The 25,272-nt window shown below is 63.5% G+C and carries 30 protein-coding genes, 2 tRNA genes and 1 pseudogene; 9 read left to right on the forward strand and 24 right to left on the reverse strand.

What is annotated here, in order from left to right; translation table 11 throughout:
• Nucleotides 1-24: 24 nt before the first annotated feature.
• From KSS93_RS13850 to KSS93_RS13860, 3 genes are all read right to left on the reverse strand, one after another.
• Nucleotides 25-1,092, reverse strand: a complete 1,068-nt coding sequence (locus KSS93_RS13850) for a phosphotransferase family protein (protein ID WP_217884590.1) — start codon at nt 1,090-1,092, stop codon at nt 25-27.
• A 251-nt stretch (nt 1,093-1,343) separates the two neighbouring features.
• Nucleotides 1,344-1,661, reverse strand: a complete 318-nt coding sequence (locus tag KSS93_RS13855) for an SCP2 sterol-binding domain-containing protein (protein WP_217884591.1) — start codon at nt 1,659-1,661, stop codon at nt 1,344-1,346.
• A gap of 54 nt (nt 1,662-1,715) precedes the next feature.
• Entirely contained in the window at nt 1,716-2,429 is a 714-nt protein-coding gene (locus KSS93_RS13860) for a histidine phosphatase family protein (RefSeq protein WP_217884592.1), read from the reverse strand.
• A gap of 197 nt (nt 2,430-2,626) precedes the next feature.
• Here KSS93_RS13860 and sohB point away from each other — a divergent pair, with 197 nt between their 5' ends.
• Complete coding sequence (gene sohB / locus KSS93_RS13865) at nt 2,627-3,643, forward strand: protease SohB (protein ID WP_217884593.1); 1,017 nt, start codon at nt 2,627-2,629, stop codon at nt 3,641-3,643.
• A 145-nt stretch (nt 3,644-3,788) separates the two neighbouring features.
• Nucleotides 3,789-3,862, forward strand: a tRNA-Cys gene (locus tag KSS93_RS13870).
• A gap of 207 nt (nt 3,863-4,069) precedes the next feature.
• On the opposite strand, the gene KSS93_RS13875 is transcribed toward KSS93_RS13870, so the two are convergent.
• From KSS93_RS13875 to KSS93_RS13890, 4 genes are all read right to left on the reverse strand, one after another.
• On the reverse strand, nt 4,070-4,357 hold the full coding sequence (locus KSS93_RS13875; protein ID WP_225917173.1) for a hypothetical protein: 288 nt from the start codon (nt 4,355-4,357) through the stop codon (nt 4,070-4,072).
• Between the two features lie 69 nt (nt 4,358-4,426).
• A complete protein-coding gene (locus KSS93_RS13880) occupies nt 4,427-5,110 on the reverse strand; it encodes a tetratricopeptide repeat protein (RefSeq protein WP_217884594.1) in 684 nt (227 codons plus the stop codon).
• A gap of 14 nt (nt 5,111-5,124) precedes the next feature.
• Nucleotides 5,125-5,796, reverse strand: a complete 672-nt coding sequence (locus KSS93_RS13885; RefSeq protein ID WP_225917175.1) for a hypothetical protein — start codon at nt 5,794-5,796, stop codon at nt 5,125-5,127.
• 279 nt (nt 5,797-6,075) lie between these two features.
• The gene (locus KSS93_RS13890; RefSeq protein WP_217884596.1) at nt 6,076-6,750 is read right to left on the reverse strand and encodes a polysaccharide lyase family 7 protein; all 675 of its coding nucleotides are present in this window, start codon (nt 6,748-6,750) and stop codon (nt 6,076-6,078) included.
• Nucleotides 6,751-6,993: 243 nt separating this feature from the next.
• Here KSS93_RS13890 and KSS93_RS13895 point away from each other — a divergent pair, with 243 nt between their 5' ends.
• Entirely contained in the window at nt 6,994-7,185 is a 192-nt protein-coding gene (locus KSS93_RS13895) for a hypothetical protein (RefSeq protein ID WP_217843030.1), read from the forward strand.
• Nucleotides 7,186-7,207: 22 nt separating this feature from the next.
• Here the strand turns inward: KSS93_RS13895 and KSS93_RS13900 are convergent, their stop codons facing one another.
• From KSS93_RS13900 to KSS93_RS13910, 3 genes are all read right to left on the reverse strand, one after another.
• Nucleotides 7,208-7,621 carry a DoxX family protein gene (locus tag KSS93_RS13900; protein ID WP_217884597.1) on the reverse strand — a complete coding sequence of 138 codons (414 nt, stop codon included), beginning with the start codon at nt 7,619-7,621 and terminating at the stop codon, nt 7,208-7,210.
• A 106-nt stretch (nt 7,622-7,727) separates the two neighbouring features.
• Nucleotides 7,728-7,812, reverse strand: a tRNA-Leu gene (locus tag KSS93_RS13905).
• 81 nt (nt 7,813-7,893) lie between these two features.
• Complete coding sequence (locus KSS93_RS13910; protein ID WP_217884598.1) at nt 7,894-8,121, reverse strand: hypothetical protein; 228 nt, start codon at nt 8,119-8,121, stop codon at nt 7,894-7,896.
• Between the two features lie 145 nt (nt 8,122-8,266).
• On the opposite strand from KSS93_RS13910, the gene KSS93_RS13915 reads away from it, so the two are divergent.
• From KSS93_RS13915 to KSS93_RS13925, 3 genes are read left to right on the forward strand one after another with little or no spacing between them, the layout of a single operon-like run.
• Nucleotides 8,267-9,421: a two-component system sensor histidine kinase NtrB gene (locus tag KSS93_RS13915; RefSeq protein WP_217884599.1), complete on the forward strand. Its 1,155-nt coding sequence runs from the start codon at nt 8,267-8,269 to the stop codon at nt 9,419-9,421.
• Between the two features lie 6 nt (nt 9,422-9,427).
• A complete protein-coding gene (locus KSS93_RS13920; protein ID WP_217884600.1) occupies nt 9,428-10,873 on the forward strand; it encodes an ATPase domain-containing protein in 1,446 nt (481 codons plus the stop codon).
• A gap of 12 nt (nt 10,874-10,885) precedes the next feature.
• Nucleotides 10,886-11,239 (forward strand): response regulator, encoded by a 354-nt coding sequence (locus KSS93_RS13925; RefSeq protein WP_217884601.1) that lies wholly within the window; start codon nt 10,886-10,888, stop codon nt 11,237-11,239.
• Between the two features lie 75 nt (nt 11,240-11,314).
• Here KSS93_RS13925 and csrA read toward each other — a convergent pair whose 3' ends face one another.
• From csrA to KSS93_RS13965, 8 genes are all read right to left on the reverse strand, one after another.
• Nucleotides 11,315-11,506 (reverse strand): carbon storage regulator CsrA, encoded by a 192-nt coding sequence (gene csrA / locus KSS93_RS13930; protein WP_217843036.1) that lies wholly within the window; start codon nt 11,504-11,506, stop codon nt 11,315-11,317.
• 260 nt (nt 11,507-11,766) lie between these two features.
• Complete coding sequence (locus KSS93_RS13935; protein WP_217884602.1) at nt 11,767-12,777, reverse strand: DNA topoisomerase IB; 1,011 nt, start codon at nt 12,775-12,777, stop codon at nt 11,767-11,769.
• 55 nt (nt 12,778-12,832) lie between these two features.
• The gene (gene modC, locus KSS93_RS13940; RefSeq protein ID WP_217884603.1) at nt 12,833-13,924 is read right to left on the reverse strand and encodes a molybdenum ABC transporter ATP-binding protein; all 1,092 of its coding nucleotides are present in this window, start codon (nt 13,922-13,924) and stop codon (nt 12,833-12,835) included.
• 1 nt (nt 13,925) lies between these two features.
• Nucleotides 13,926-14,606 carry a molybdate ABC transporter permease subunit gene (modB, locus tag KSS93_RS13945; protein ID WP_217884604.1) on the reverse strand — a complete coding sequence of 227 codons (681 nt, stop codon included), beginning with the start codon at nt 14,604-14,606 and terminating at the stop codon, nt 13,926-13,928.
• The gene (gene modA / locus KSS93_RS13950; protein WP_217884605.1) at nt 14,606-15,364 is read right to left on the reverse strand and encodes a molybdate ABC transporter substrate-binding protein; all 759 of its coding nucleotides are present in this window, start codon (nt 15,362-15,364) and stop codon (nt 14,606-14,608) included. The genes modB and modA overlap by 1 nt, the downstream gene beginning before the upstream one ends.
• Nucleotides 15,365-15,476: 112 nt before the next feature.
• On the reverse strand, nt 15,477-16,574 hold the full coding sequence (locus tag KSS93_RS13955; protein ID WP_217884606.1) for an NAD(P)H-dependent flavin oxidoreductase: 1,098 nt from the start codon (nt 16,572-16,574) through the stop codon (nt 15,477-15,479).
• Nucleotides 16,575-16,601: 27 nt separating this feature from the next.
• Complete coding sequence (locus tag KSS93_RS13960) at nt 16,602-16,772, reverse strand: hypothetical protein (protein ID WP_217884607.1); 171 nt, start codon at nt 16,770-16,772, stop codon at nt 16,602-16,604.
• Nucleotides 16,773-16,779: 7 nt separating this feature from the next.
• Entirely contained in the window at nt 16,780-17,082 is a 303-nt protein-coding gene (locus tag KSS93_RS13965; protein ID WP_217884608.1) for a DUF1883 domain-containing protein, read from the reverse strand.
• 160 nt (nt 17,083-17,242) lie between these two features.
• Between KSS93_RS13965 and KSS93_RS13970 the strand changes: the two genes are divergently transcribed.
• Nucleotides 17,243-17,602, forward strand: a complete 360-nt coding sequence (locus tag KSS93_RS13970) for a hypothetical protein (protein ID WP_217884609.1) — start codon at nt 17,243-17,245, stop codon at nt 17,600-17,602.
• 76 nt (nt 17,603-17,678) lie between these two features.
• Nucleotides 17,679-17,875 (forward strand): annotated as a pseudogene (locus KSS93_RS13975) (c-type cytochrome); the annotation flags it as partial.
• 46 nt (nt 17,876-17,921) lie between these two features.
• On the opposite strand, the gene KSS93_RS13980 reads toward KSS93_RS13975, so the two are convergent.
• The 3 genes from KSS93_RS13980 to KSS93_RS13990 all read right to left on the reverse strand — a co-directional run bounded on the left by KSS93_RS13980 (nt 17,922) and on the right by KSS93_RS13990 (nt 21,795).
• Nucleotides 17,922-19,478, reverse strand: a complete 1,557-nt coding sequence (locus KSS93_RS13980; protein ID WP_217884610.1) for a hypothetical protein — start codon at nt 19,476-19,478, stop codon at nt 17,922-17,924.
• A gap of 186 nt (nt 19,479-19,664) precedes the next feature.
• Nucleotides 19,665-20,159: a DUF934 domain-containing protein gene (locus KSS93_RS13985; RefSeq protein ID WP_217843046.1), complete on the reverse strand. Its 495-nt coding sequence runs from the start codon at nt 20,157-20,159 to the stop codon at nt 19,665-19,667.
• A complete protein-coding gene (locus KSS93_RS13990) occupies nt 20,143-21,795 on the reverse strand; it encodes a nitrite/sulfite reductase (protein ID WP_217843047.1) in 1,653 nt (550 codons plus the stop codon). The genes KSS93_RS13985 and KSS93_RS13990 overlap by 17 nt, the downstream gene beginning before the upstream one ends.
• Nucleotides 21,796-22,010: 215 nt before the next feature.
• On the opposite strand from KSS93_RS13990, the gene KSS93_RS13995 reads away from it, so the two are divergent.
• The gene (locus KSS93_RS13995; protein WP_217884611.1) at nt 22,011-23,087 is read left to right on the forward strand and encodes an ABC transporter substrate-binding protein; all 1,077 of its coding nucleotides are present in this window, start codon (nt 22,011-22,013) and stop codon (nt 23,085-23,087) included.
• Nucleotides 23,088-23,482: 395 nt separating this feature from the next.
• Here the strand turns inward: KSS93_RS13995 and KSS93_RS14000 are convergent, their stop codons facing one another.
• The 3 genes from KSS93_RS14000 to KSS93_RS14010 all read right to left on the reverse strand — a co-directional run bounded on the left by KSS93_RS14000 (nt 23,483) and on the right by KSS93_RS14010 (nt 25,147).
• Nucleotides 23,483-23,701: a DUF2970 domain-containing protein gene (locus tag KSS93_RS14000; protein ID WP_217884612.1), complete on the reverse strand. Its 219-nt coding sequence runs from the start codon at nt 23,699-23,701 to the stop codon at nt 23,483-23,485.
• A gap of 226 nt (nt 23,702-23,927) precedes the next feature.
• On the reverse strand, nt 23,928-24,650 hold the full coding sequence (locus tag KSS93_RS14005; RefSeq protein ID WP_217884613.1) for a UDP-2,3-diacylglucosamine diphosphatase: 723 nt from the start codon (nt 24,648-24,650) through the stop codon (nt 23,928-23,930).
• Nucleotides 24,647-25,147, reverse strand: coding sequence for a peptidylprolyl isomerase (locus KSS93_RS14010; RefSeq protein WP_217884614.1), 501 nt, complete (start codon nt 25,145-25,147; stop codon nt 24,647-24,649). Before KSS93_RS14010 ends, KSS93_RS14005 begins: the two co-directional genes overlap by 4 nt.
• Nucleotides 25,148-25,272: the final 125 nt, after the last annotated feature.

A 25,272-nucleotide genomic window follows, 5' to 3' on the forward strand; every position in this document is an offset into this window, starting at 1 on the left:
TCCTTGTTGTGGGCGTTGCCAGGGTTACAGGGCGGACTTGCCGATCAGTTGCAGGCTCATCTGCTCCAGCAGGCGGTTCATGTGGATGAACTGGGCGAAGCGTTTATCCTGGGTTTGGCCGTGGAAGAAGCGGTAGTAGATCTGCTGGACGATGCCGGCCAGGCGGAACAGGCCGTAGCAGTAGTAGAAGTCGAAATTGTCGATGCGAATGCCCGCGCATTCGGCGTAATGCGCGACGAACTGCTGGCGGGTGAGCATGCCGGGGGCGTTGCTGGGCTGGCGGCGCATCAGCTGCACCGGGGCCGGGTCGCCGGCCTCGATCCAGTAGGCCAGGCTGTTGCCCAGGTCCATCAGCGGGTCGCCGATGGTCGCCATCTCCCAGTCCAGCACGCCGATGATGCGCATGGGGTTGGCGCTGTCGAGGATGACGTTGTCGAAGCGGTAGTCGTTGTGCACGATGCCGGGGTGCGGGTGGTCGGCGGGCATCTTTTCGCGCAGCCAGGCGATCACTTGCTCCCAGCGCGGTGCATCCGGGGTCAGGGCTTTTTCATAGCGCGTGGCCCAGCCTTCGACCTGCCGTTGCACGTAGCCTTCGGGCTTGCCCAGGTCGGCCAGGCCGCAGGCGTTGTAGTCTACCTGGTGCAACTCGACCATGCGTTCGATGAAGCTCTTGCACAGCGCCCCGGTGCGCTGGGCGTCGAGGCCCAGTTCGGCGGGGATGTCCGAGCGCAGGATGATGCCCTTGACCCGTTCCATCACGTAGAACTCGCTGCCGATCAGGCTTTCGTCAGTGCAGTGGGCATAGGCCTTGGGGCAGTAGGGGAAGCCTGCGTTGAGCTGGTTGAGGATACGAAACTCGCGGCCCATGTCGTGGGCCGACTTGGCTTTTTGCCCGAACGGTGGGCGGCGCAGCACGAACTCGCGGTCCGGGTAGGCCACCAGGTAGGTGAGGTTCGACGCACCGCCCGGAAACTGGCTGATGGTGGCCGTGCCGGCAAGGCCTGGGATGTGGCTTTTAAGATAAGGGTCGATGACGCCGGCATCGAGTTCTTCGCCGGGGCGTACCTGGGTGGATTGGTCGGTGAGCGTCATGCGATTTCCTTATGATCTGTAGCAAGGACTATTGGCTAATCTAATTTCCTGCTGTTGCTGGTACAAGCGTGCCAATGGCTTATTGGCCGGCGTGTTGCCAGTGGATCAACGGCCTTGATGGCAGGCGTGAGCCACACTGTGTAGGAGCCGGTTGCCGGCGATAGGGCCTGATGCCCCGGCACATTTCATCGGCCAAAAAAAACCGAAGCACTCAAGGCTTCGGTTTTTCGCATCGCAATCAGCAGCGCCGATCAGGACGGGAACAGTTCGCTGAGTTTCATCGACAGCATCATGTCCCCTTCGACGCGCAGTTTGCCGCCCATGAAGGCCTGCATGCCGTCGGTCTCGCCGCTGACGATGCCCTTGAGGGTTTCGCTGTCCATTACCAGGGTGCAGTTGGCGTCTGGGTTCTCGCCTTCCTGCAGGTCGCAGGTGCCGTCCTTGACGATCAGCGCGTACTGCTTGCCTTCGTCGGTGATGTTGAAGCCGAACACCAGGTCCAGGCCTTCGGCAGCGGCTGGGTTGAACTTCTCTTGCATCTTCTTCACGGCATCAGCTACGGAGGTCATGGCGCATTCCTTATAGAGTGATATTCGCGTCCCACAGGGACAAACAGGCCGGGCTCATCGGTAGGTGATGAGCTCCGGCGCCCTCAACAGTTGCACATGGGCTTGGCTGTTGAAGGAAGCCAGGGCCACGTCGCGGCCACGGAACTTCAAGTGGCTGAGCGACGTGTTGATGATCTGCCAGTTCAGGGCGAAGGCCTGGGCCGGCGTGATTGCGGTGGTGAGGTGGAGCAGGGCGGCGATGGTGCCACCGGAGGTGAACAGGGCGATGTCGTCGCCGCTGGCGGCACTTGCCAGCAAGCGTTGCAGGCCGGCGCCAACCCGGCCGGTGAAGGCCTGCCAGGTTTCCAGGTGGGCGTCGTCGGCATGCTCGCCTGCGTGCCAGCGCTGCACCATCAGCGCAAACAGGCGCTGGAACTCGCTGCGGTGCTGGGCACCGTTGCGCAATATATGCAGGGCTTCGGGCTCGTCCGGCAGCAGGCCAGGCAGCAGGGCACGGATCACACCGTCAGCGTCAAACTCGTTGAATGCAGGGTCGGTCTCTATGGCAGGTACGTCGACGCCTTGCTCGTTCATGGCGTGCAGCGCCAGGCGGGCAGTATCCTGCTGGCGGCGCAGGGTGCCGGCCAGGCAACGGTCGAAACGCAGGCCGAGCCGGGCCAGGTGTTCACCCAGTGCCACGCTCTGGCGTTCGCCTACGGGCGACAGCACGTCGTAGTTGTCGGTACCGAAGGAGGCTTGGCCATGTCGGATCAGGTAGAGGTTGCCCACGGTAAGGTCCGGCCCGGTTGGAGTTGCTGCGAGGGTAGGATGCCCCAGGCAGGCTGTCAACGAAAAACATACAAGCGTTTGAAAAGCTTGTTTGAACTGTGTTGCCGGCGTTTTCCCTGGCTGGCAGAGGGGTTTGCGCATCGGTATGCTTGGCTACGTTTCGCGCCCGAGGGGCGCTGGTCTATCAAGGAGTCAATGTGGAGTTTCTTGCCGAATACGCAAGCTTTCTCGCCAAAACCGCCACTTTGGTGATCGCCATCCTGGTGGTGCTGTCGGCCATCGCCGGCCTTCGCGGCAACCGCCGGCGCAAACCGGGCGGGCAGTTGCAGGTCACCCGGCTGAACGAGTTCTATAAAGAGCTGCGCGAGCGCCTGGAATCGGGCCTGTTCGACAAGGCCGAGCTCAAGGCCCTGCGCAAGCAGCAGGCAAAGGCAGAAAAGCAGAAGAAGAAAAAGCCCGAAGACAAGGGCCGGGTGTTCGTGCTCGACTTCGATGGCGACATCAAGGCCTCGGCCACCGAAAGCCTGCGTAACGAAATCACCGCACTGCTCACCCTTGCCACCTCTCGCGACGAAGTGGTACTGCGCCTCGAAAGCGGCGGTGGCATGGTGCACAGTTACGGCCTGGCTGCCTCGCAGCTGGCACGCATCCGCGAAGCCGGCATCCCGCTGACCATCTGCATCGACAAGGTCGCTGCCAGCGGCGGCTACATGATGGCCTGCATCGGCGAGAAAATCGTCAGCGCGCCGTTTGCCGTGCTTGGCTCCATCGGAGTGGTGGCGCAGATACCCAACGTCAACCGCCTGCTGAAAAAGCACGACATCGACTTTGAGGTGATCACCGCCGGCGAGTACAAGCGCACCCTGACCGTGTTTGGCGAAAACACTGAAAAGGGCCGGGAGAAGTTCCAGGAAGACCTGGACATCACCCACCAGCTGTTCAAGGACTTCGTTGCCCGTTACCGCCCGCAGTTGCATATCGACGAGGTGGCCACCGGCGAAGTCTGGCTGGGTGTAGCCGCACTCAACCGCCAACTGGTGGACGAGCTGGGCACCAGCGACGAGTACCTGAGCCGCCGCGCCCGCGACGCCAGCCTGTTCCACCTGCGCTACGCCGAACGCAAGAGCCTGCAGGAGCGCATTGGCGTCGCTGCCAGCGGCGCGGTGGAGAACACCTTGGTGAGTTTGTGGAGCAAACTCGGGCGGTTGCGCTAACACCTTGAACCCCTTGAAGATTTTTTTCTTGAAGGGGGTTGCAAGGTGCATCGAATGCCGACATAATGGCGTCCATCGAAACGCAGCTAGCTTGAAAAAGCCTAGCGGTTTCAAGGAGATAGCGAAAGCTGACTCCGAACTTTGAGGCCGAGTAGCAAAGTGGTTATGCTCCGGATTGCAAATCCGTCTACGCCGGTTCGATTCCGACCTCGGCCTCCACTATTCGAAAGCCCCGCAGATTAACGTCTGCGGGGTTTTTCTTTGGGCGCTGAAAACCCAATCGCCAACCAATACGCATTCAAGGTGCCGACACCCCCAGCAGACGTCGCCTTACCTCCAGCGCTATGGCACCGTAGCCTTTCCCTGTACCTCGCTTTGACAGCGAGAGATCCTGCTCGGCAGAAACATCCTCCCACTGCTCCACCGCTAAAAGCGTGTGGTGCTGATGTCGGTATCGAGTTCGAAGTCGATGAATTGCTCATGCTGCGTCAGCAGCCGCCCGGCCAGTCGTGCCATGCCGGGGAAGTCTACGTCCAGAGTCAGAACAATGCTGCCTGACCAGCACACGCCCTGGCTTTCTGCGTACTGGGCCAGGCAGGGGGGAACACCCTGTTCGCGCCAGGCTTTGGCGGAAGACGTGATGAAATGTGCAGTGAGCGCATTTTGCTCCTGCACATTCAATTGGCGCTTCTTCAATAGCCTGTTGATATCCATGGTATCCCCCCTTGGCCGGGGTTGACGTCATCTGCCCGGCCCACACGCCCCGTCAAAACCGCTGCGCCTCTACGGCATCACGATCTTGTACTCGGCAAGCTTGGCCTGTTGCTTTTCACCCACGAACTTCTTGTTGGCCATCTTCGAAAACCGGGTGAAATCGGCCTTGGCGTCTTCCTTGTTACCCAGGTGGTCATAGGCAACGCCGCGAGCATAGAAGGCCCAGGCATAGTCCGGCTGGCGCTGCAGGCCGGTACTGAAGGCTTCTGCCGCTTCCCGGTATTGCCCAAGGTCGGTTAGCGCCAAACCCAGGTGATAGTAGGTCGGCATGTGGAAGCCAGTGCCCTTGCCGGCTTCGCCCAACCCGTTGTCGAGGTTGTGTTGCACCAGTTCCAGGGCTTTTTGCGGGTTGCCGGCGTCGCGGTACATGGCGCTCAGGTCCAGGTAGGCCCGCGGTTCAGGTGTACCGAACTGCATGGACTTTTCCTGCGCGGCCACGGCCTCGGGGTAGCGCTTGAGCTGGCTGTAGGCGTCGGCCTGCACCAGATGGATCACCCGTTCCAGCTTGGCAGGCAGGGTGTTCTTCTGCAGGCACAGATCGCCTTCCTGCAGCACCAGGGAGTAATCGGCGGCTTTGGATGCCTTGAGCTGATTGGAGCAGTGGGCCAGGTTGGCTCTTTGCGGGTTCTGCATGCCTGCACATCCTGCGAGGATGGCTGAGCAGGCGATCAGCGTGGGCCAGTGAGCATTCATCAGAGGCGTCCTTGTCAGTCGAGCAGGTGGGCATTGAGGTCTGGGCGGTAGACCTGCAGCAGCGGCGCGGTCACGGTGCCTTGCAGCGAGCAGAACACGGTGGTGTGCCCTGCCAGCGGTGGGGTGCTGTCGCCGGCGTCGACCATCAGCACGCGGTCGACGAAACCGAACGGCGTGGCGACGCCGGGGCCGGTCAGGCCCTCGGTGCGCCATTGCCCGATCGGGTCACCGACGCGACGAATTTCGGCGCGGGTGGTGGTCTTGCCCTGGCTGACCAAACGTTGCGAGTCAACGATCAGCGGTTTGAGCTTGGCGGCTACCTCTTGCGGCGCGCCATCGGCCACGAACCCCCAGAACAGGAAGTTGCCGATATCCTTGATGGTCTGGGCCTGGTTGTAGTAACCGATCAACGGTACGCCGTTGACGATCAGCGGCTTTTCGAAGTGCTGGTAGGTGCCACCTTCCTGCAGCGGGCTCATGATCGTCGGCGCCTTTACCGGGCCGTAGTCGCTCAGGCGCAAGGTGCCTGCGGGCAGGCGCGCATCGCGCAGGCTCCGGAAGAACTGCGCATCGCAGCGGGAGAATTCGGTCAGCAACTCTTCGGGGGTGCTGACGGTGCGGGCCGGGGCTGCGCAGGTAACACCTGCGGCAAGCAACGCCACACCGGCAAGAAGGGAGCGGAACATGTGAGTCATCCGTGAAGGGGGAGCAAGGTTTTCGGCAGAGATGTCGAAAGCTTTATAGGGGGAGGTGCTGGCGTAACGGCTGGCGCCGCCAGGCGCGCCCAAGCTGCAGGCAAAAGAAAACCCGCCAACAGGGAGCTGGCGGGTTGAACAGAACGTATCGAAGCCAGGCCAGTCTGCCTTCACCAATGTCAGAATTTCGTGAAAGCTGCCGGCCCCGGCCCTCAATAACCGTTACTGAATTTGTCATCGATCTTGTGCCTCAGGCGTGGCCGTTTTGCACTAATTGTGGGCCAGCTCCAGCTGGCTGATCACGCACACCGACCCCTCATCAGGCGGTGTGGTCTCACTGTAATCCACCTGGTTGTACACCCCACCATGGAAGTTGAACGTACGCGCATTCCAGCTGGCGGCCATCTGCAGCGGCCCGGAACCTGCTGTGCGACCGTTGCAGGTGGCAGTCACCGTGGCCACGCCGGCAGAGGTGGTCTCGATCGTGATGTCGAACGGCGCGCCCAGCGGCACTTCAGTCAGCACATTGGCGTTGAGCGGGGTCACCTGGTTGAAGTCCTGGCGAAAGCCCAGGGTGATCTTGCCGTTGTTCCAGAACACCTTGATCACCGGGCTGTCGTCGTCCTTCACGTGCATCTGTGAAATCACCACTTTTTTCGCGGCGTTGACCTTCTCCAGCACCATGCGCTGGTGGTTGCGGTGGCGGGCGGCGCTGCCCAGCGCCCAGTACACGGCCTCTTTCCATTCGCAGCGGGTGCGATGGGTGCTTTTGCTCGAAGCGCCCTTGGTCGGGGCACTCAGTCGTACCGAACCGTCGCTCAGGCGGCTTACCACATTGCTGAGGGTGGCCAGCGCTTTGGCACCGGTGACTTCCAGGGCCACCGGGTTGGTCGGTGATTTCGGCACCGGGGTGGTGATGATGAGGTTGTCGATATTCACAGCCATTTCGCTTTCTCCTTGAAGAAAAAACAGGTCCTGCACCTGTGCGATCCAAACAAGCGGGAGCAAAGTTCAAGGCAATGGACGAGGAGCAAAAAAAAGCCCGCCAGGGGAGGGCGGGCAAAGGACGTATTGAAGGGAGAGCCTCAAGGCTGCGCCTTGTCGGTTAAGTGAGGGTTAACGCTGCTGGCCATTGACCGCCGGCGAACATGGGCCTATACAGGCACGCCTGTAGAAGTGGAGCCTGTGATGCACGACGAAGACGACCTGCACGAGCCCGAGCACGATCACCTGCTCGACCCTGAATTCCATGACGGCTACGACCCCGAAGCCGACGCCTACGGCGCGTTGGACGAGGTCGAGGAAGACGAAGAACTGCAGGATGATTTTGACGACGAAGACGACGAGCACCCGGCCTGGCACGACGACTGCGACGATTGACGCCGCAGTCGCCAATCCTGCATCAGCCCTTGTCCAGGGAGAAACGCCCAGGCCCGGAAACGGCCAGAGCCAGTAGCCCGCCGATAATGCTGAGGTTTTTCAGGAACTGGGTCATGTTGGCGCTGCGCTCAGGGTCGACCATGTTCCAGAACGGGTGGCCGATCAGTGCGGTGCCCAGCACGAACAGGGCGAACAGCAGCGCCAGTGGCCGCGTATAGAAACCCAGGATCAGCAAGATGCCGACCACGAACTCCATGATCACCGCCACTGCGGCGGCCAGGGTCGGCACGGGTGCGCCGAGGGAGGTCATGTAGCCGACCGTGCCCTCAAAGCCGGTCAGCTTGCCCCAGCCGGCAAGCACGAACAAAATCATCAGCAGAACGCGGGCGAGTAGCAGGATTATGTCGCGTTGCCCTTCGAGCAGTGCGTGGCGCATGGTGGCGCTCCGGTGGACGGTGACACTGTCCACTCTAGCAGCTGAATGGCGGATTTCCGGCGGGCAAGAAAAAGGCGCCGCAAGGGCGCCTTCAACGACAATAATTTGGTGCGAGTGGCGGGACTCGAACCCGCAAGGCTCACGCCGACAGATTTTAAGTCTGCTGTGTATACCAATTCCACCACACTCGCACGTTTGAACGCCCAGGCTTCGATAACATAAGGCCTTTGCAATCAAGCGCGCTTTATAACCTATTGATATACAAGCGTCAATCAGCCAGCAGCATCAGGGGGTGTGATGGTGTTGGCCAGCTCGCGCATGGTGCCGGCCGAGTTGCGCAGCCCTTGGGCGTGTTCATCGAGCACGGGCGCCTCGGCTTTGTGGATGGAGTGGCGCAGGTAGCGGGCGTGCCCGTCGAGGGCTTCGGACAACAGGTCGAGGTCACTGGCGGTGCGCAGCAGATCGGCCTGCAACCCTTGCATGCGGGGGTTCGATGGCATGGGACGTCCTTGTGGTGGGCGGTGCCGGCCCACTATAGGGAAAATGTACGCGGGCGACCATGCCCTGGGCTGTCGATAGTCGCGGTGCCGGCAGCACTTTATGACTACGCTCAGTATGTCCTTTTGCGGTACTTGTGGAGCTCCCATGGTTTCAGCGGACCGCCCCGCCGATTCCGTCATGCCTGAAGCGCGCTATGAGCAGCTGGTCCAGGCCGTGGTGGACTACGCGATCTACATGCTCGACCCCACCGGTCTCGTGGTGTCGTGGAACGCCGGTGCCCAGCGCATCAAGGGTTACCGCGCCGACGAGGTGATCGGCCGGCACTTTTCGCTGTTTTTCACCGAGCAGGATTGCGCCGACGGCCGCCCGGCCAGGCTGTTACACCAGGCGCTGGAGCAGGGCGTGTCCCAGGACGAGGGCTGGCGGGTGCGCAAGGATGGCACGCAGTTCTGGGCCCTGGCGGCGCTGGATGTGATTCGCGACGAGCAGGGCAAGGTGATCGGCCTGGCCAAGGTCACCCGCGATATCACCGACCGGCGCGAGTCGGCGTTGCAGCTCGATGCCATGCGCGCGCAGCTGTTCCAGGCGCAAAAGCTCGAAGCACTGGGGCAACTGACCGGGGGCCTTGCCCATGACTTCAACAACCTGCTGACCATCATCCTCAGCTCTGCGCGGTTGGCGGCCTCCAGCCAGGACCCGGCACGTACTCGGCGGCTGCTTGAGCACATCCTCGATGCCGGCCAGCGGGGCACCGAGCTGACCCAGCAACTGCTCAGCTTTGCACGCCATCGGCAGTTGACCGAGGCGCGTATAGCCCCGGCGGCGGTGGTCAAGTCTACCCGCAGCCTGCTGGAGCATGCCTTGCCCCGCGATATCGAGCTGCTTGAAAACGTCCATCCAGCCCTGCCGATGATCGAGGTCGACGCCGGGCAACTGCAGATGGTGTTGCTCAACCTGATGTTCAACGCCCGCGATGCCATCCCCGAGAAGGGGCAGATCCGCCTGCGGGTGGAGCAGGTGCAACTGGCCGGCGAAGTAGAAGGTTTGCATGGCGATTTCGTGTGTTTTGCCGTACATGACAATGGCCAGGGCATCGACCCGCTGGTGCTGCCGCGCATCTTCGAACCCTTTTTCACCACCAAGGCTTTTGGTAAAGGCACCGGCCTGGGCCTGAGCCAGGTTTACGGTTTTGTCAAACAGAGCAACGGCGCCATCTGCGTCAGCAGCCAGCCGGGGGAGGGCACTTGCATGAGCCTCTACCTGCCGGCCTGCCCCGATGCCAACCCGACGGACGGATAGATTGCCATGGTTGAACAACTCAAGCGCCTGCGCACCGGTATTCAGGGGCTCGACGCCCTGCTCAAGGGCGGCCTGGTGGTGGGGGCGTCCTATATCGTCCAAGGCCACCCCGGCTCGGGCAAGACCATCCTTGCCAACCAACTGGCCTGCAACCACGCGCGCGAAGGCGGGCGGGTGCTGGTGGCGACCTTGCTCAGCGAATCCCACGAGCGCTTGTTCCAGTACCTGTCGACCTTGAGCTTTTTCGACCGCCAGCAGGTGGGCGATACCATCCAGTTCGTCAGTGCCTTCGACACCCTCGAACAGGATGGGTTGGATGCCGTGGTACGCCTGTTGCGCCGGGAAATCGCCCGGCATCAGGCCTCATTATTGATCGTCGACGGTTTGCTCAACGCGCGCACCCGCGCGCCCACCAGCCTGGACACCAAGAAGTTCGTGTCCGAATTGCAGGGGCACGCCGCCTTTGCCGGCTGCACGGTGATGCTGCTGACCAGTGCCCGGCTGGAGGAGGGCAGCCCGGAGCACACCATGGTCGACGGGGTGATCGAGCTCAGCGAACACCTGGTTGGCAACACCGCCGTACGCCATGTGCAGTTGCGCAAAACCCGCGGCAGCGCTGCGCTATCGGGGCGTCACGAATGCCTGATCGGTGAGGATGGCCTGCAGGTGTTTCCACGCCTGGAGTCGCTGTACAGCCACCCCAGCCAACCTGGCGGGCAGACGCTCGACAAGGTGGGCACCGGCGTGCCCGACCTGGACCGCATGCTCGGTGGCGGCCTGGCCCAAGGCTCGGTGAGCCTGCTAATGGGGCCGTCCGGGGTCGGTAAAACCGCACTGGGCCTCGCCTTTTTGGCGGCCTCCAGCGAAGTGTCGCCCGGGCTGCATTTTGGCTTCTACGAAACCCCGGCGCGGCTGCGGCTGAAGGCGCAGGCTTTGGGGCTTGGCCTGGCTGAGTTGGAGCGCAGCGGCGCCGTGCAATTGTGCTGGCAGCCCACCACCGAAGGCTTGCTCGACCAGGTGGGCGCACGCCTGCTGGAGCAGGTGCAGGCCTCGGGGGCCAAGCGCGTGGTCATCGACAGTTTGGGCGCCTTTGGCCGGTTGGCGCTGGACCCGCCACGCCTGAATGCGTTCTTCCGCGCCCTGGCCGGCGAGTTGCGGGCGCGGGATGTGACCGTGCTGCTGACCTGGGAAATGCGCGATATTTTCGGCGCCGAGATCACTGCGCCGGCGCCGGACCTCTCGAGCATCGTCGACAATCTGGTCCTGCTGCGCCTGGCCGAGCTCGAAGCACGTCTGCATCGGGTGTTGTCGATCGTCAAGGTACGCGACAGCGACCATGACCCGTCCCTGCAGGCACTTTACCTGGGCGCCGGGGGCATAACCCTCAGGCCCGCCTTCGAGGGCTCCGCCGGGGTGCTCAGCGGGACGGCGATTCCCAAAGGGGACCGCTGACGGGACAGGGCCATGAACACCATCCTGATCGTCGATGACGAATACCTGATTGCCGACATCCTTGGTTTTGCCCTGGAGGATGAAGGTTACCTGGTGGAAAAGGCCAGCAACGGGCGCAAGGCGCTGGATACCCTGCAGGAAAAGCATGTGGACCTGGTGATCACCGACTACATGATGCCGGTGCTAAATGGCGAGGAGCTGGCGCGGGCAATACGTGACGCGCCGCTGCTCGAGCACCTGCCGGTGATTCTCATGAGTGGCGCACAGGCAAACCAGGCGACCCCCGGGCTGTTCGCTGCCGCGTTCGACAAGCCATTCGACATGGACAGGATGATCGCCAAGGTGCGCGAATTGCTGGGCACCTGAGGTTCAGGAGGGCTCCCCGCATGGGCGGGCATTCGATCAGACGCGTCCGTGCGGCTCTATGCGTTGGCTGACAGCTTATTGGTCGTGCTTTTCCGGTGCCGGGCTGCCCGCCTGGATACGCTTGAAAATCTCTTCACGGTGCACTTGTACATCTTTCGGTGCATCGATACCGATCCTCACTTGCATCCCCTTGACGCCCAGAATGGTGACCTTGATGTCATCGTTGATGACGATGCTTTCGCCAACCTTGCGGGTGAGTATCAGCATGTAGTTCTCCTTGGTAATGTAGAAAACCGCGAGGCCTTTGCCCTGCGGCGGGAGCCTGTCCCTCTTCCTTCTCATTAAAGACGCTTTCGGCGGTTAGTAATTCCCCGGCAGACAAATTCTGTTGCGTGTCTTCTTTTGCAGGTGCCGATGAAAGTCGCAGTGATTCATCGGCGAAGGTGCTCGGTGGCAAGGATAGGGGGAATGGCCGGATATGGGAAATTTCCTTGCGTGATGGGGTAAATAGTTGGTTTCAATCAACGTTACGGCGCCAGTTCTTGTAAGAATCGAAGCAGCGCCACCTCGTCCGCCTCCAGCCCCTTGCGTTGACGGGCACGCGGCAGCAAGCCCAGGCGTCCGAGGTGGTAGTGCTCCAGCACGGCGGGGTGGATGTAGCAGCGCCGGCACACGGCTGGCGTATTGCCCAGCCGCGCTGCCACCTGGCGCACGATGCCCGCAGCCTGGCGCCGGGCCTCGCTGTCCGGCTCCCAGGCCAGCGGCCGCAGCAGGCTCAGCGCCAGGCTGCTGCCGGCCCAGGTGCGGTAGTCCTTGGCAGTGAAGTCGGCACCGGTCAGTTGCTGGAGGAACTGGTTGACCTCGGTGGAGCCGATGCTGTGGCGCTGGCCGTCGGCATCCAGGTACTGGAACAGCGCCTGGCCGGGCAGCTCCATGCAGCGCTTGAGCAAGGCCGCCAGGCGCCGGTCGCGCAGGGTGACGTCGTGCTCGACACCGCGCTTGCCGCGGAACTGGAAGCGGATGGTACTGCCCTGCACCTTGACGTGACGGTTGTTCAGGGTGGTCAGGCCGTAGGAGCGGTTGTCGCGCAGGTAGCGGCGGTTGCCGATGCGGATCAGGGTGCTGTCGAGCAGGCTGATCACCAGCGCCATGACTTTCTCCCGGTCCAGCCCCGGGCGTGCCAGGTGCGCTTCCAGTTGCCTGCGCAGGCCCGGCAGAGCTTGGGCGAAGGCCAGCATGCGCCCGTACTTGTGGTCATCGCGCAGCTCGCGCCACTGCGCGTGGTAACGGTACTGCTTGCGCCCGCGGGCATCGCGGCCGGTGGCCTGCAGGTGGCCCTGCGGGTCAGCGCAGATCCACACCTCGGTGTAGGCCGGCGGGATCGCCAGCGCGGCAATGCGCGCCAGGGTATCGGCGTCGCGGATGCGCGCGCCTTCGGCATCGAAATAGTGAAAACGGTCACGCCAGCGGCGGCGACTGAATCCGGGCAGGGTGTCGTCTACATAATGAAGGCTGGCAGGCAGCGGGCAGTCGCTCATCGGCGCGGTCCCTCGAGTGGCTCTGCTCAATGGACAACGCCTGCTGCCTGGTTACTCAGCCCAAGAGCGCCACCGACTTGATCTGTGCCCACAGCGCCTGGCCGGGCCGTACCCCAAGCTGCTCTGCCGAATAGCGGGTGATGCGCGCCAGCAGTGCATTGCCGCTGGCCTCCAGGCTCACCAGCACGTGGGCCGGGTTGTCGGCGGCGCGGCACTCGCGCACCCGCACCGGCAGGCGGTTGAGGATGCTCGAGGCGCTGTCGGCGGCCAGCGCCAGGCTTACGTCACGGGCCTGTACCTTGAGCCGCAGGGCGCTGCCCACGTGCAGATCGGGGTGGGCGATGCGCAGCAACGGGCCTTCACCACCGGGCAGGCGCAGGTCGAACAGCCCGTAATGCGGATCGTGTCCGACCACCACGCCTTCGAGCACTACACCTGCGTCCTCGCCCTGGGCCAGCGACAGGTCCAGGCGCGCCAGGGTCTGGCTGATCGGGCCGCTGGCCATGGCCTTGCCATGCTCCAGCAACACCAGGTGGTCGGCCAGCCGCGCCACTTCATCCTGTGAGTGGCTGACGTACACCAGCGGAATGTCCAGCTCGTCGTGCAGGCGCTCCAGGTACGGCAGGATTTCGCGCTTGCGCGCGCTGTCCAGCGCGGCCAGTGGCTCGTCCATCAGCAGCAGCCGCGGGCTGCTGAGCAAGGCCCGGGCGATGCCCACACGCTGTGCCTCACCGCCGGACAAGGTGGCCGGCTTGCGTTCGAGCAGGTGGCCGATGCCCAGCAGCTGGCAGGCCTGGTCCTGGCTGATCTTGCGTTCGTTGGGCGCAATGCGCCGCCAGCCGAACTCCAGGTTGCCGCGCACCGACAGGTGCGGGAACAGGCTGGCTTCTTGGAACACGTAGCCCACCGGGCGCTTGTGCGGGGCGATGAACAGGCCGTTGGCGCTGTCTTCCCAGACTTCGCCGTTGACCTCGATGTAGGCACTGGCCGCGCGTTCAAGCCCGGCCAGGCAGCGCAGGCAGGAGGTCTTGCCGGAGCCGGAGTGGCCGAACAACGCGCTGATGCCGCGCCCGGGCAACTGCAGGTCGACGTCCAGGGTGAAGTCGTCGCGCGCCAGTTTCAGGCGCGCCTGTATCGATGCACTCATCTCAGCTCCAGCCAGCCTTGCCACGGCGGCCAGCGTAGAGCATCAGCAGCACCAGGAAGGAGAACACCAGCATTGCCCCGGCCAGCCAGTGGGCCTGGGCGTATTCCATGGCCTCGACGTGATCGAAGATCTGTACCGAGACCACGCGTGTCTTGTCGGGGATGTTGCCACCGATCATCAGCACCACGCCGAACTCGCCCACGGTGTGGGCAAAACCGAGGATGCTGGCGGTGATGAAACCGGGCCGGGCCAGCGGCAGCACCACATGGACGAAGGTGTCCCAGGGGCTGGCACGCAGGGTGGCAGCCACTTCCAGCGGGCGCTGGCCGATGGCGCCGAAGGCGTTTTGCAGCGGTTGCACCACGAAAGGCATGGAGTACACCACCGAGCCAATCACCAGCCCCGTGAAGCTGAACACCACCGTGCCCAGGCCCAGAGCCTGCAGCCCCTGGCCGATCCAGCCATGGGGCCCCAGGGCCAGCAGCAGGTAAAAGCCGATCACCGTCGGTGGCAGCACCAGAGGCAGGGCCACCACCGCACCGATCGGCCCGCGCAGCCAGGAGCGGGTACGCGCCAGCCACCAGGCGATGGGCGTGCCCACCACCAGCAGAATGGCAGTGGTAAGGCTGGCCAGTTTGATGGTCAGCCAGACCGCACCCAGGTCACTGGCATCCAGCGGCATCAGATTTCATAACCGTACGACTTGATCACCGCAGCGGCTTTCGGGCCTTTGAGGTATTCGACCAGGGCTTTTGCGGCAGGGTTGTCCTTGCCCTTGTTGAGGATGACGGCGTCCTGGCGGATCGGGTCGTGCAGGCTGGACGGTACGATCCATGCCGAGCCTTCGCTGACCTTGCCGTCCTTGTAGATCTGCGACAGGGCGACGAAGCCCAGTTCGGCATTGCCGGTGGAGACGAACTGGAAGGCCTGGGTGATGTTCTGCCCTTCGACGATCTTGGCTTTGGTGGCCTCGGCCAGCTTCAGCTTGTCCAGCACCTGGGTGGCGGCCAGGCCGTAGGGGGCAGCTTTCGGGTTGGCGATGGACAGGTGCTTGAACTCGTTCTTCTTCAGCACGTCGCCCTTGGCGTCAACGTAGCCAGGCTTGGCCGACCACAGGGCCAGGGTGCCGATGGCGTAGGTGAAGCGCGAACCTGCAACGATCTCTTTTTCCTGCTCAAGCTTGGCCGGGGTGGTGTCGTCGGCAGCCAGGAACACTTCGAACGGCGCGCCGTTCTTGATCTGTGCGTAGAACTGGCCGGTGGCGCCGTAGGCGGCGACCAGCTTGTGGCCGGTATCTTTCTCGAAGTCCTTGGCGATGGCCTGGATGGGCGCGGTGAAGTTGGCGGCTACCGCAACCTGTACTTCATCGGCCCAGGCGCTGTTGAGGGAGATCAGGCTGGCCAGGGCAGTGGCGGCCAGGTGGGGCAGGCGAATACGCATGAAGCAGGCTCCTTGTGGGCGGGTTATCGTTATGTATCTTAATATATAGCGATAAGCCATCCGTCTGGAAGGGGAGAATGCCCGATAGGGCCTCATCGCCCGCACCCGGCCCTTACACTGCCCCGGTAGGAGCCGACTTGCCGGCGATAGGGCCAGCGGCCATTTCAGCAATCTCCCGGGTCAATTCCCCGGCTCCCATCTGCCGCCCCAGCCGCAATCCCTGGCCAGCCCACATATTGCTGAACTCACTGCTGCCCCGGGCCTCGCTGATCGCCCGCAGCGGCATCAGCGCGCCGCCGGCCAAAGGGAAGCGCGGCGCCAGCGGGCTCATCGGCCCCAGTTCGCGCATGATGCGGTTGTTGATGCCACGGGCCGGCCGGCCGGTGAACAGGTTGGTCAATGCGGTATCGCTGGCCGGTGCACTGTCCAGCGCCCGGCGGTGGGCCGGCGACACCTTGGCCTCGGGGCAGAACAGGTAGGCAGTGCCGATCTGCACCGCCGAGGCGCCCAGGGCCAGTGCAGCGCGCAGCCCGCGATAATCGCCGATGCCGCCTGCGGCGATCACCGGCAGGCCCACCGCATCGGCGATCTGCGGTACCAGGGCGAAGGTGCCGACCTGGCTGGTTATGTCGTCACTCAGGAACATGCCGCGGTGGCCACCGGCCTCCAGGCCCATGGCGATGATCGCATCACAGCCGTGGCGCTCCAGCCACAGCGCTTCTTGCACCGTGGTGGCACTGGACAGCACCTTGGCGCCGCTGGCCTTGACCCGTTGCAGCAAGCCGGCCTCGGGCAGGCCGAAGTGGAAGCTGACCACCTCGGGGCGCAGCGCTTCTACCAGCTGGCAGGCCTGCTCGTCGAACGGCGCGCGGTTGGATACCGGCGTCGGCGCCTGGTAGTCGGCGCCGAGTTCGTCGTAGTAGGGCTTTAGCGCCTGCTTCCAGCGCGCATCGCGCTCAGGCTCCGGGGACGGTGGTTGGTGGCAGAAGAAGTTCAGGTTCAGCGGGCCCTGGCAGGCGCTGCGAAAGGCCGCGATCTCGCCTCGCAGTTGCGCTTCGCTGAGCATGGCGCAGGGCAGGGCGCCCAGGCCGCCGGCATTACCGACGGCAATCGCCATGGCCGAGCCGCTGGCGCCGGCCATGGGCGCCTGGAGGATGGGCAACTCGATGTTCAGCAAGTCGAGGATGCGGCGGTCTTGCCAGGTGCTCATGGGCGACTCCTTGAGTGCGGCGGGTATTTACAGCGCTTTGCTGACCTGGATGTCGCTGATCTTCTCGGCGTCATCGCCGTGGATCTTGCGCAGGGCGTCCTGGGCCTGTTCCAGCGATGCGTCGGGCATCAGCGCGAAATCCCAGCGGCGCTGGCCGTCGAGCTTGTATTTGATGACGTACTTGGTGGTCTGGGTCATGCAGGTTTCATCCGAGTTTCGACGACGAGCGACGAATGATCTTGATCTTGTAGGTGGAAGCGGGCTTGCGGGTCACCGAAATCGGCCGTGTGGTCACGGTGTCGATGGTGATGTTCCAGAAGCCGGTGCTGGGCACGTTGATCTTCGCCGGCAGTTTGTCGAAGTGGCCGCCGTGGTAGGTGTGGCGGCCGCCGTTCTTGAAGCTGCGGAAGTTGGCGTCGTTCATCAGGCGGATATTGCAGCGCTGGGAGCCCTCGACGACGACGATGTCGTCCTCGTTGAGGTGCTCGCGCTGGTGTACGAATTTCATGGGGGGCTCCGCAAGGTCTGGTTCAGCAAAGGGGAAAGATATCACGATGTGAGGGTACACTTGCGCCTCGGCTGGCCCGGCCACGAGATTTCTGCCAGATCGGGGAGCAAAGCGGCCCGGGCGTGGTCACAGCATGCATTTGAAGCAGGAGAACCTTTACATGAAATGGCTGGTGGTGGCGTTGTCGCTGATGGTGGGCGGCTGCGCGAGCGTGGCGGACCTGGAGCAAACCCATGAAACCCTGGATGTGATGTCCGGCAAGACGCCGCGTGAATACGCCGACTGTGTGAAGCACCGGCTCGAAGGCAGCCGCGAGGCGCTGCAGGAAGAGCAACGCGGCGACGGCTTGCGCCTGATCGTGCCGCAGAAGCTGTCACCCGATGCCGGCCCCGCGGCGCTGGTGGACATCGACAAGCGCGGCAGCGGCAGCGCAATCAAGGTGCACGAGCGCTTGAGCAATTTCCCGCTGCGCCTGGGCGATGTGCGCGAAGCGGCGACGGCTTGCATCTCGGGGAATTGACCCCGCTCAGTAAATGCACGTCTAACAGGCGGTTTCACCCTTTCCTTGCCGGCGTCCGGTTGTTGCATGCTGGTGACTGCCGCTGGGCCGGCCCGGCATCTTCAGCGACCAGCAGGCGTGAGACGCGGCTCAAACGCCACCAGCCCCTGCAAGGCCCGCGCCTGGGAAGGTTCGGTGGAAAAGACCCGCTTGAAGTTCCACGCCAACGACGGCGTCAACCTGTACCGGCAAAAGGTCGATGGCGTACTGATCGGGCAGGGCAGCGCCCGTTGAAACTGCGTCGGCCGGCGCGCTTATGTGGCGCGCCTGCCGACGTTTCTCAGACGCGCGAAGGGTTGCCCTGAAGCAGCCACTGCCGGCTGTTGCTGGCCATGTCCTGGGCAAAGCTTGAGATGCCCTTGAGCTTGCGCGAGCGTGCATCACGCGCCAGCAACGTATCGATCAGGTTGCGCTGGTCTTGCGCCTTGCGCTCGGTATCGGCGGTGGTTTTGTCGGACTTCAGGTCACCCTTCACGTACTCCTGCACCCGCTCGCTCTGGCTGGCCTCGCGGGTGGTGCTGGCGGCCTGCAGGGCGCCGTCGACGATGCTGGTGCGGGTGCTGCTGCTGGCCTGGTCGTTCACCTGGTAGTAGCGGTAGTTCTGGGTTTTGCTGTCACGGGTCAGCAGCAGCTCCACCCGTGGGTCCAGGCTGGTGTGCCAGGCAGCCTTCAGGCTCGACTGCTGGTCTTGCTGCACCGAGAAGTTGTTGCCCGTGCCAACCTTGCTGGTGCTCTGCGAAACGCTGTAGTCGAAGTGGTCCACTTCATCCTGGCGCATCGGGTTGGGGGCGTCGGTGGTCTGGCTGATCGACGCCTTGAAGTCGGCCAGGCCGCTCAGTAGCGAACGGCTCAGGGTGTTCATCTTCCAGTCATGGTTGGCCGGGCGGGCGCTATCGTCATCCACGCTGTTGAGCTGGCGGAAGGCATCCTTGAACAGGCTGTTCAGCTGCTTGTCACCCTGGCCCCGTTGCCGGGCGGCGTCGAACTGGGTGAGGTAGTTGTTCAGCGCCGCTGAACGTTGCGCCTGGTTACCCAGCAGCGCGCCGTCCTGGCTGTCGAGCTCAAGTTTTACCTGGCCGTCAGGGCCCTGCAGGTTCAGGCTGCGCTGGCTGCCGTCCAGGCGAAGGTCGAAGGTTTGCAGCTCACCGCTGGCAAGCTTGAGGCTGGCATTCATCTGCATGCCGGTGAACAGGCTCTGGTCGACCTGAAGCAGGCCGTCGAGCTTCAGGCTCGGGGTGTCTTGGGTGAGGCCATCAACGGCTTGCTGGAAACCGTCGGCGATTTTTGCCAGCGCCTTGAGTTCTGCTGCATTCAACTCGCCGTTGGCGACCGAGGCATCCACGGCCAGGCCTTGCTCGTCGCTGTACAGGCCGATGGTGACCGTAGCGCCAGAGGCGGTGGTGAGGTTGAGGGTGATGCTGTTGCTGGCGTGCTCGCGCAGGTTGGCCCGTTGCAGCTCAAGTGCGCCCGGGGTGGTTGCGCTGTTGTCGCCTACCACCAGCGCCGATTGGGAAACCCGCTGGCCGCCGTTGGCGGCAAGCTGTTCGATGAGTGACGCGCCCAGGCCCTGGAAGCGTGCGCCGGTGCTGGTACCGGTCACGCTGCCGTACATCTTCATGCTCAGTTTGTCGAGGGCGTTTTCGTTCTGCCAGGCGTAGCGAACGGCTGGGGTGCGCAGGGGCAAGTAGGTGTCGGCATCGGTGACGCGGGTATCCTGGCCGAGTGTGACCTGGGTGGCCGGGGTGTCGGTGACGGTGCCGGCCTGGCCAGATCTGGCGGCCTGAGCGGGGGCGACATAGAGGGGCGCAAGCCGTATCGCCGTGTTGACCGGGTTCATCATCGCTGTCCTTTGCGCAAAAATGAATACAGCCATGCTATCGGCAGGCCAGCAGCAAACTATAGGAGGTCAGGGTCTTGCTGTGCCGGCGATGAGGCCGGGGCAGGCAGTACATACACCACCGCCGGCTGCAAGAAACGAAACAGCCCGCCATGAAGGCGGGCTGTTCGGTGCAGCAGGTGACGATCAGCGGCGGCGGAACAGCGGCAGCGGCTCGTCGGTGGCAGCCTGGTAAGTCACCGAGAAGTCCTTCAGGCTTTGCAGCGCGTCTTCCGGGTCCTTGTCGGCACGGATGGCGAAGGCATCGAAACCGCAGCGGGCCATGAAGAACAGCTGGTCGCGCAGCACGTCGCCGATGGCGCGCAGCTCACCCTTGAACTTGTAGCGGTCACGCAGCAGGCGCGCGTTAGAGTAGCTGCGCCCGTCGGTGAAGGCCGGGAAGTTCAGGGCGATGACCTGAAAGTGCTGCACGTCTTCGCCGATCTCTTCGGCTTCTTCGTCGCTGTCCAGCCACACGCCCAGGCCGCCGTCGCGGGCCTTGAGCACGTGGGCATGGTCGCGCCACATCTGCAGCGGCACGATGTAGTCGTCGCAGTTGGTCAGCTCGTCGAACGAGAAGTCCTTGGGCAGCAGGTGCCAGGTTTCGTCGACGATCTGGTTGTGCTTAATGATTCGCTGCATAGACGCGTTCCTTGAAGGGGTCGATGCCGATACGCTGGTAGGTGTCGATGAAACGCTCTTCCTCGGTACGCTGTTCCACGTACACGGCGATCAGCTTCTCGATCACGTCAGCCATGGCGTCCTGGGCGAAGGACGGGCCGAGGATCTTGCCCAGCGATGCATCGCGTGCGGCGTTGCCGCCCAGCGATACCTGGTAGAACTCCTCGCCCTTCTTGTCCACACCGAGGATGCCGATGTGGCCGACGTGGTGGTGGCCGCAGGCGTTCATGCAGCCAGAGATGTTCAGGTCGATCTCGCCGATGTCGAACAGGTAGTCCAGGTCGTCGAAGCGGCGCTGGATGGATTCGGCGATCGGGATCGACTTGGCGTTGGCCAGCGAGCAGTAGTCACCACCCGGGCAGCAGATGATGTCGGTCAGCAGGCCGATGTTCGGGGTGGCGAAGCCGTTTTCGCGCAGCTCCAGCCACAGTGCGTGCAGTTGGCGCTGCTCGACGTCGGCCAGAATGATGTTCTGCTCGTGGGAGGTGCGCAGGAAGCCGAAGCTGTAGCGCTCGGCCAGGTCGGCGACGGTGTCCAGCTGCTTGTCGGTCAAATCGCCCGGGGCGACGCCGGTGGGCTTGAGCGACAGGGTCACGGCAACATAGCCGGGGCGCTTGTGCGCGCGGGTGTTGCGCGAGCGCCAGCGGGCGAAGCCTGGGTGTTCGGCGTCCTGGGCGCTGTAGTCGAGGTTGTCCAGGGCCTGGTATTCAGGGTCGACGAAGTGGCGCGACACGCGCTGCACTTCGGCTTCGGTCAGGGTGGTGCTGCCGCCACGCAGGTGGGCCATTTCGGCCTCGACCTTCTCGGCGAACACTTCAGGGGTGAGCGCCTTGACCAGGATCTTGATGCGCGCCTTGTACTTGTTGTCACGGCGACCGTAACGGTTGTACACGCGCAGGATGGCGTCGAGGTAGCTGATCAGGTCCTGCCAGGGCAGGAACTCGTTGATGAACGAACCCACCACCGGCGTACGGCCCAGGCCGCCACCCACCAGCACGCGGAAGCCCAGCTCGCCGGCGGCGTTGCGCACCGGCTCCAGGCCGATATCGTGCACTTCGATGGCGGCGCGGTCTTCTTTCGAGCCGTTGATGGCAATCTTGAACTTGCGCGGCAGGTAGGCGAATTCCGGGTGGAAGGTGGTCCACTGGCGGACGATTTCACACCACGGGCGCGGGTCGACGATTTCGTCCGCGGCCACACCGGCGAACTGGTCGGTGGTGGTGTTGCGCAGGCAGTTGCCGCTGGTCTGGATCGCGTGCATCTGCACGGTGGCCAGCTCAGCCAGGATATCCGGGATGTCTTCCAGGGCCGGCCAGTTGTACTGCACGTTCTGGCGGGTGGAAATGTGGGCGTAGCCCTTGTCGTAGTCGCGGGCGATCTTGGCCAGGGTGCGGACCTGGCGTGCGCTCAGCTGGCCGTACGGTACGGCCACGCGCAGCATCGGGGCGAAACGCTGGATGTAAAGCCCGTTCTGCAGGCGCAGAGGGCGGAATTCTTCTTCGCTCAGCTCACCGGCCAGGTAGCGGCGGGTCTGATCACGGAACTGCTTGACGCGGTCCTCGATGATCCGCTGATCGTACTCGTCGTATACGTACATAAAAGTCCTGTCTCAGGCTGCATGCAGCTATTCGCGCGCACGGCCGCGCACTCCGGTTCGGAGCCGGGGAACGATAGCAGGTTGGGTTTATGCGCTAAAGTGATGTTTTTGCATATGAAAAGAACCAAACGAACTAAGTGAGACTGACTGGCATTTGTTCGGCAGCCACGGCAGCGGGGTTATACTCCTGGGTTTGTTTCAAAGGGTGTAATCGCATGCTCAAGGCGCTGTGCCAAAGCTTGTGCCTGAGCCTGCCGCTGGCGGCTAACGCGCAGGCAGCCTCGGTGGTATTCCTCAACCCCGGCACGCCCAACGAGGTGTTCTGGGCCAGCTATACGCGCATCATGCAGGCCGCTGCCGATGACCTGGGCCTGAGCCTGCAGGTGCGCTACAGCGAGCGCAGCGCCGAGGCGGTCATGGCGCAGGCGCGGGAGGTTCTCGAGGGGCCGCAGCGGCCCGACTACCTGGTGCTGGTCAATGAACTGTATGTGGCGCCAGAGATCATCCGCCTGTCCCGCGGTACCGGGGTCAAGCTGTTTCTGGTCAACAACGGCCTGACCGCCAACCAGGCGCGCAGCATCCAGGCCCAGCCCGACAAATATGCACCCGTACTCGGCACGCTTACCGTCAATGACGAGCAGGCCGGCTACCAGATGCTGCACCAGATGGTCGCATTGCTGCCGCGCAACAGTGGCCCGGTGGACCTGGTGGCTTTTGCCGGGGTCAAGAACACGCCGGCCTCGCAGCTACGTGAGCAGGGCATGCGCCGGGCCTTGGCGGACTTCCCTCAGGTGCGCCTGCGCCAGGTGGTATACGGCGGCTGGAGCCGCAAGCGCGCCTATGAACAGGCGGCCATGCTGCTGCAGCGCTACCCCGAAACCCGGCTGGTCTGGTCGGCCAACGACCAGATGGCGTTCGGCGCCATGCGTGCCTTCGAGGAGGCCGGCCGGGTGCCGGGTCGTGACGTGGTATTCAGCGCCGTCAACAGCTCGCCCGAGGCCCTGCGTGCGCGCATCGAGGGGCGCCTGGGGGTGTTGATGGGCGGGCATTTCGCCTTGGGCGGCTGGGCCATGGTGATGCTGCACGACGACGCCCACGGCATCAGCCTTGCCCGTGACGGGCTGCGCGAGCACCAGGTACCGGTGTTGCAGTTGATCGACGAAGGCAAGGCACGGCGCTGGCTGAAGCTGCTGGAGCGCGACGATTACGGTGTCGACTTCAAGCGCTACAGCGCCGAGGGCAGGCCGGCGAACTTCCAGTACCCGTTTCTTACGTCACCCGTCGACTATTGAAAGCCCCTGCTTGAGCAAAGGACATTGCTCGACTTAACTGCTGCTGGTGAAGTGCATTCCCATAATCACTACAAGAGGCAATGCAATGGGCAACTCTACCAAGGTCCGCAAAGCTGACAGCAGTGTCGACGCCTGGGCGATCCTGTGCCTGATCGTGCTGGTGGTGGTCACCGCCGTGTATTGGGTCAGCCACCAGTAGCCTCAGTCTCAAGACCGTGAAGCAAGCCGAACGCCCGCGGGAGGGAATCCTGCGGGCGTTCTCGTACGCGGGCCGGCCTCCCTCTGTAGGAGCCGGCTTGCCGGCGATAGGGCCGGTACAGGCATTTACGCTTGCAGCGCCTGCCTGGGCCCCATCGCTGGCAAGCCAGCTCCTAAAGAGGGGCGTCGATGCAGGGTCAGCGGGCGGTCAGGTGCATCGCCAACTGCACCAGCCCCGCCAGCGCCAGAATGAACACCAGGGTGAACAGCGTGCCCATCACGATGAAGTGGCTGGCCTTGCCATGGGTGAAGTCGCGGGCGCGGTTCTTGCCGCTCTGCACACCAAAGGCGGCAGCGAGGATGCTGTGCAGCATTTGCCAGAAGGTCGGCGGTTTGCCTGGGGTGGGGTCGTCCATGCTTGGCTCCTTTAGCGCAGGGCAATCAGGGACAGTGTAGAAGGGGTAGGGCGGGGAGGTTGGCCATTACTCCCTGTAGGAGCGGCCTTGTGCCGCGAAAGGGCTGCGTAGCGGCCCCAGGATCTCGGCATTATGCAGCATCGCCGGGGCCGCCCTGCGCCCCTTTCCGGCCGGTCCGGCGCCCCGGCAGGGCCGCTCCTACAGAGGGCGATAACGCTTTGGGCCTTCAGGCAAACTCGAACGGCGCCAACTGAAAGCCTTGCTCGTCCACCTGCAACGCCCAGCCACGGCGGTCCCAGTCACCCAGCACGATGCGCCGGGCCGGCTCGCCCTCGACCACCAGCTTGTGGATCGCCGGGCGGTGGGTATGGCCATGCACCAGGGTGCGCACGCCATGGGCGGCCATGACCTTTGGCACCTCTTCAGGCGTCACGTCGACGATCTCGGTGGCTTTCATGCGTGTCTGCGAGCGGCTCTCGTTGCGCAGCTTGCGGGCCAGCTTGTGGCGGCTAGCCAGCGGCAGGTGCCGCAAAATCCACAAGGTCAGCGGGTTGCGCAGGTAACGGCGCAGCTTCATGTAGCCCACATCGCGGGTGCACAGGGTGTCGCCGTGCATCAGCAGCACCTGTTCGCCGCCCAGCTCGACCACGCTCGGGTCGGCCAGCAGCGTGCAGCCGGCAGCTTCGCAGAAGCGCTGGCCGATCAGGAAATCGCGGTTGCCGTGCATCAGGTAGATGGCCGTGCCGCTGTCGCTGAGCCGGCGCAGGGCCTGGCAGATCGACTGCTGGAACGGCGTCATGGCATCGTCGCCGATCCATGCCTCGAAGAAGTCGCCAAGAATGTACAGCGCCCGCGCATGGCGCGCGCGGCCGTCGAGTAGATCAAGAAACGCCCGGGAAATGTCCGGGCGTTCTTCTTGCAGGTGCAGATCGGAGATCAGCAGGATCACTCAATGATCTCGGCTTTCTCGATAACCACGTCGTCCTTCGGTACGTCCTGGTGGCCAGCCTTGGAACCGGTGGCGACTTTCTCGATGGCGTCGACCACTTCACGGCCTTCGATCACTTCGCCGAATACAGCGTAGCCCCAGCCCTGCACGTTCTTGCCGCTGTGGTTGAGGAAGTCGTTGTCGGAGGCGTTGATGAAGAACTGCGCCGAGGCGGAGTGCGGCTCCATGGTGCGGGCCATGGCAATGCTGTACTTGGTGTTCTTCAGGCCGTTGTCGGCTTCGTTCTGGATGCTGGCGCGGGTTTTCTTCTGGCCCATGCTGGCGTCAAAGCCACCGCCCTGGATCATGAAGCCCTTGATTACGCGGTGGAACACGGTGCCGTCGTAGTGGCCATCTTTAACGTACTGGACGAAGTTCTCGGTGGTCTGCGGGGCTTTTTCGGCGTTCAGTTGCAGGACGATTTCGCCGTGGTTGGTGCTCAGTTTGACTTTGGACATGCTTAAGTTCGCTCTCAAGGCATTCGGGAATAGGGTGCGCAAGGCGCTCGGGTTACCTGACGCGTGGCCAGGCGACCGCGACACATGCCAGTGGCGCGCGGCGGCCATTGTGCCGGTTTCGACCC

The sequence above is a fragment of the Pseudomonas xanthosomatis genome (genome assembly GCF_019139835.1).
Lineage (GTDB): Bacteria > Pseudomonadota > Gammaproteobacteria > Pseudomonadales > Pseudomonadaceae > Aquipseudomonas > Aquipseudomonas fakonensis.

What these genes read in the sequence shown, in the direction of transcription:
- KSS93_RS13850 (WP_217884590.1), bottom strand. Translation starts at nt 1,092, where the DNA reads ATGACGCTCACCGACCAATCCACCCAGGTACGCCCCGGCGAAGAACTC.
- KSS93_RS13855 (WP_217884591.1), bottom strand. Translation starts at nt 1,661, where the DNA reads ATGACCTCCGTAGCTGATGCCGTGAAGAAGATGCAAGAGAAGTTCAAC.
- KSS93_RS13875 (WP_225917173.1), bottom strand. Translation starts at nt 4,357, where the DNA reads ATGGATATCAACAGGCTATTGAAGAAGCGCCAATTGAATGTGCAGGAG.
- KSS93_RS13880 (WP_217884594.1), bottom strand. Translation starts at nt 5,110, where the DNA reads ATGAATGCTCACTGGCCCACGCTGATCGCCTGCTCAGCCATCCTCGCA.
- KSS93_RS13885 (WP_225917175.1), bottom strand. Translation starts at nt 5,796, where the DNA reads ATGTTCCGCTCCCTTCTTGCCGGTGTGGCGTTGCTTGCCGCAGGTGTT.
- KSS93_RS13890 (WP_217884596.1), bottom strand. Translation starts at nt 6,750, where the DNA reads ATGGCTGTGAATATCGACAACCTCATCATCACCACCCCGGTGCCGAAA.
- KSS93_RS13895 (WP_217843030.1), top strand. Translation starts at nt 6,994, where the DNA reads ATGCACGACGAAGACGACCTGCACGAGCCCGAGCACGATCACCTGCTC.
- KSS93_RS13900 (WP_217884597.1), bottom strand. Translation starts at nt 7,621, where the DNA reads ATGCGCCACGCACTGCTCGAAGGGCAACGCGACATAATCCTGCTACTC.
- KSS93_RS13910 (WP_217884598.1), bottom strand. Translation starts at nt 8,121, where the DNA reads ATGCCATCGAACCCCCGCATGCAAGGGTTGCAGGCCGATCTGCTGCGC.
- KSS93_RS13915 (WP_217884599.1), top strand. Translation starts at nt 8,267, where the DNA reads ATGGTTTCAGCGGACCGCCCCGCCGATTCCGTCATGCCTGAAGCGCGC.
- KSS93_RS13920 (WP_217884600.1), top strand. Translation starts at nt 9,428, where the DNA reads ATGGTTGAACAACTCAAGCGCCTGCGCACCGGTATTCAGGGGCTCGAC.
- KSS93_RS13925 (WP_217884601.1), top strand. Translation starts at nt 10,886, where the DNA reads ATGAACACCATCCTGATCGTCGATGACGAATACCTGATTGCCGACATC.
- csrA (WP_217843036.1), bottom strand. Translation starts at nt 11,506, where the DNA reads ATGCTGATACTCACCCGCAAGGTTGGCGAAAGCATCGTCATCAACGAT.
- KSS93_RS13935 (WP_217884602.1), bottom strand. Translation starts at nt 12,777, where the DNA reads ATGAGCGACTGCCCGCTGCCTGCCAGCCTTCATTATGTAGACGACACC.
- modC (WP_217884603.1), bottom strand. Translation starts at nt 13,924, where the DNA reads ATGAGTGCATCGATACAGGCGCGCCTGAAACTGGCGCGCGACGACTTC.
- modB (WP_217884604.1), bottom strand. Translation starts at nt 14,606, where the DNA reads ATGCCGCTGGATGCCAGTGACCTGGGTGCGGTCTGGCTGACCATCAAA.
- modA (WP_217884605.1), bottom strand. Translation starts at nt 15,364, where the DNA reads ATGCGTATTCGCCTGCCCCACCTGGCCGCCACTGCCCTGGCCAGCCTG.
- KSS93_RS13955 (WP_217884606.1), bottom strand. Translation starts at nt 16,574, where the DNA reads ATGAGCACCTGGCAAGACCGCCGCATCCTCGACTTGCTGAACATCGAG.
- KSS93_RS13960 (WP_217884607.1), bottom strand. Translation starts at nt 16,772, where the DNA reads ATGACCCAGACCACCAAGTACGTCATCAAATACAAGCTCGACGGCCAG.
- KSS93_RS13965 (WP_217884608.1), bottom strand. Translation starts at nt 17,082, where the DNA reads ATGAAATTCGTACACCAGCGCGAGCACCTCAACGAGGACGACATCGTC.
- KSS93_RS13970 (WP_217884609.1), top strand. Translation starts at nt 17,243, where the DNA reads ATGAAATGGCTGGTGGTGGCGTTGTCGCTGATGGTGGGCGGCTGCGCG.
- KSS93_RS13980 (WP_217884610.1), bottom strand. Translation starts at nt 19,478, where the DNA reads ATGAACCCGGTCAACACGGCGATACGGCTTGCGCCCCTCTATGTCGCC.
- KSS93_RS13985 (WP_217843046.1), bottom strand. Translation starts at nt 20,159, where the DNA reads ATGCAGCGAATCATTAAGCACAACCAGATCGTCGACGAAACCTGGCAC.
- KSS93_RS13990 (WP_217843047.1), bottom strand. Translation starts at nt 21,795, where the DNA reads ATGTACGTATACGACGAGTACGATCAGCGGATCATCGAGGACCGCGTC.
- KSS93_RS13995 (WP_217884611.1), top strand. Translation starts at nt 22,011, where the DNA reads ATGCTCAAGGCGCTGTGCCAAAGCTTGTGCCTGAGCCTGCCGCTGGCG.
- KSS93_RS14000 (WP_217884612.1), bottom strand. Translation starts at nt 23,701, where the DNA reads ATGGACGACCCCACCCCAGGCAAACCGCCGACCTTCTGGCAAATGCTG.
- KSS93_RS14010 (WP_217884614.1), bottom strand. Translation starts at nt 25,147, where the DNA reads ATGTCCAAAGTCAAACTGAGCACCAACCACGGCGAAATCGTCCTGCAA.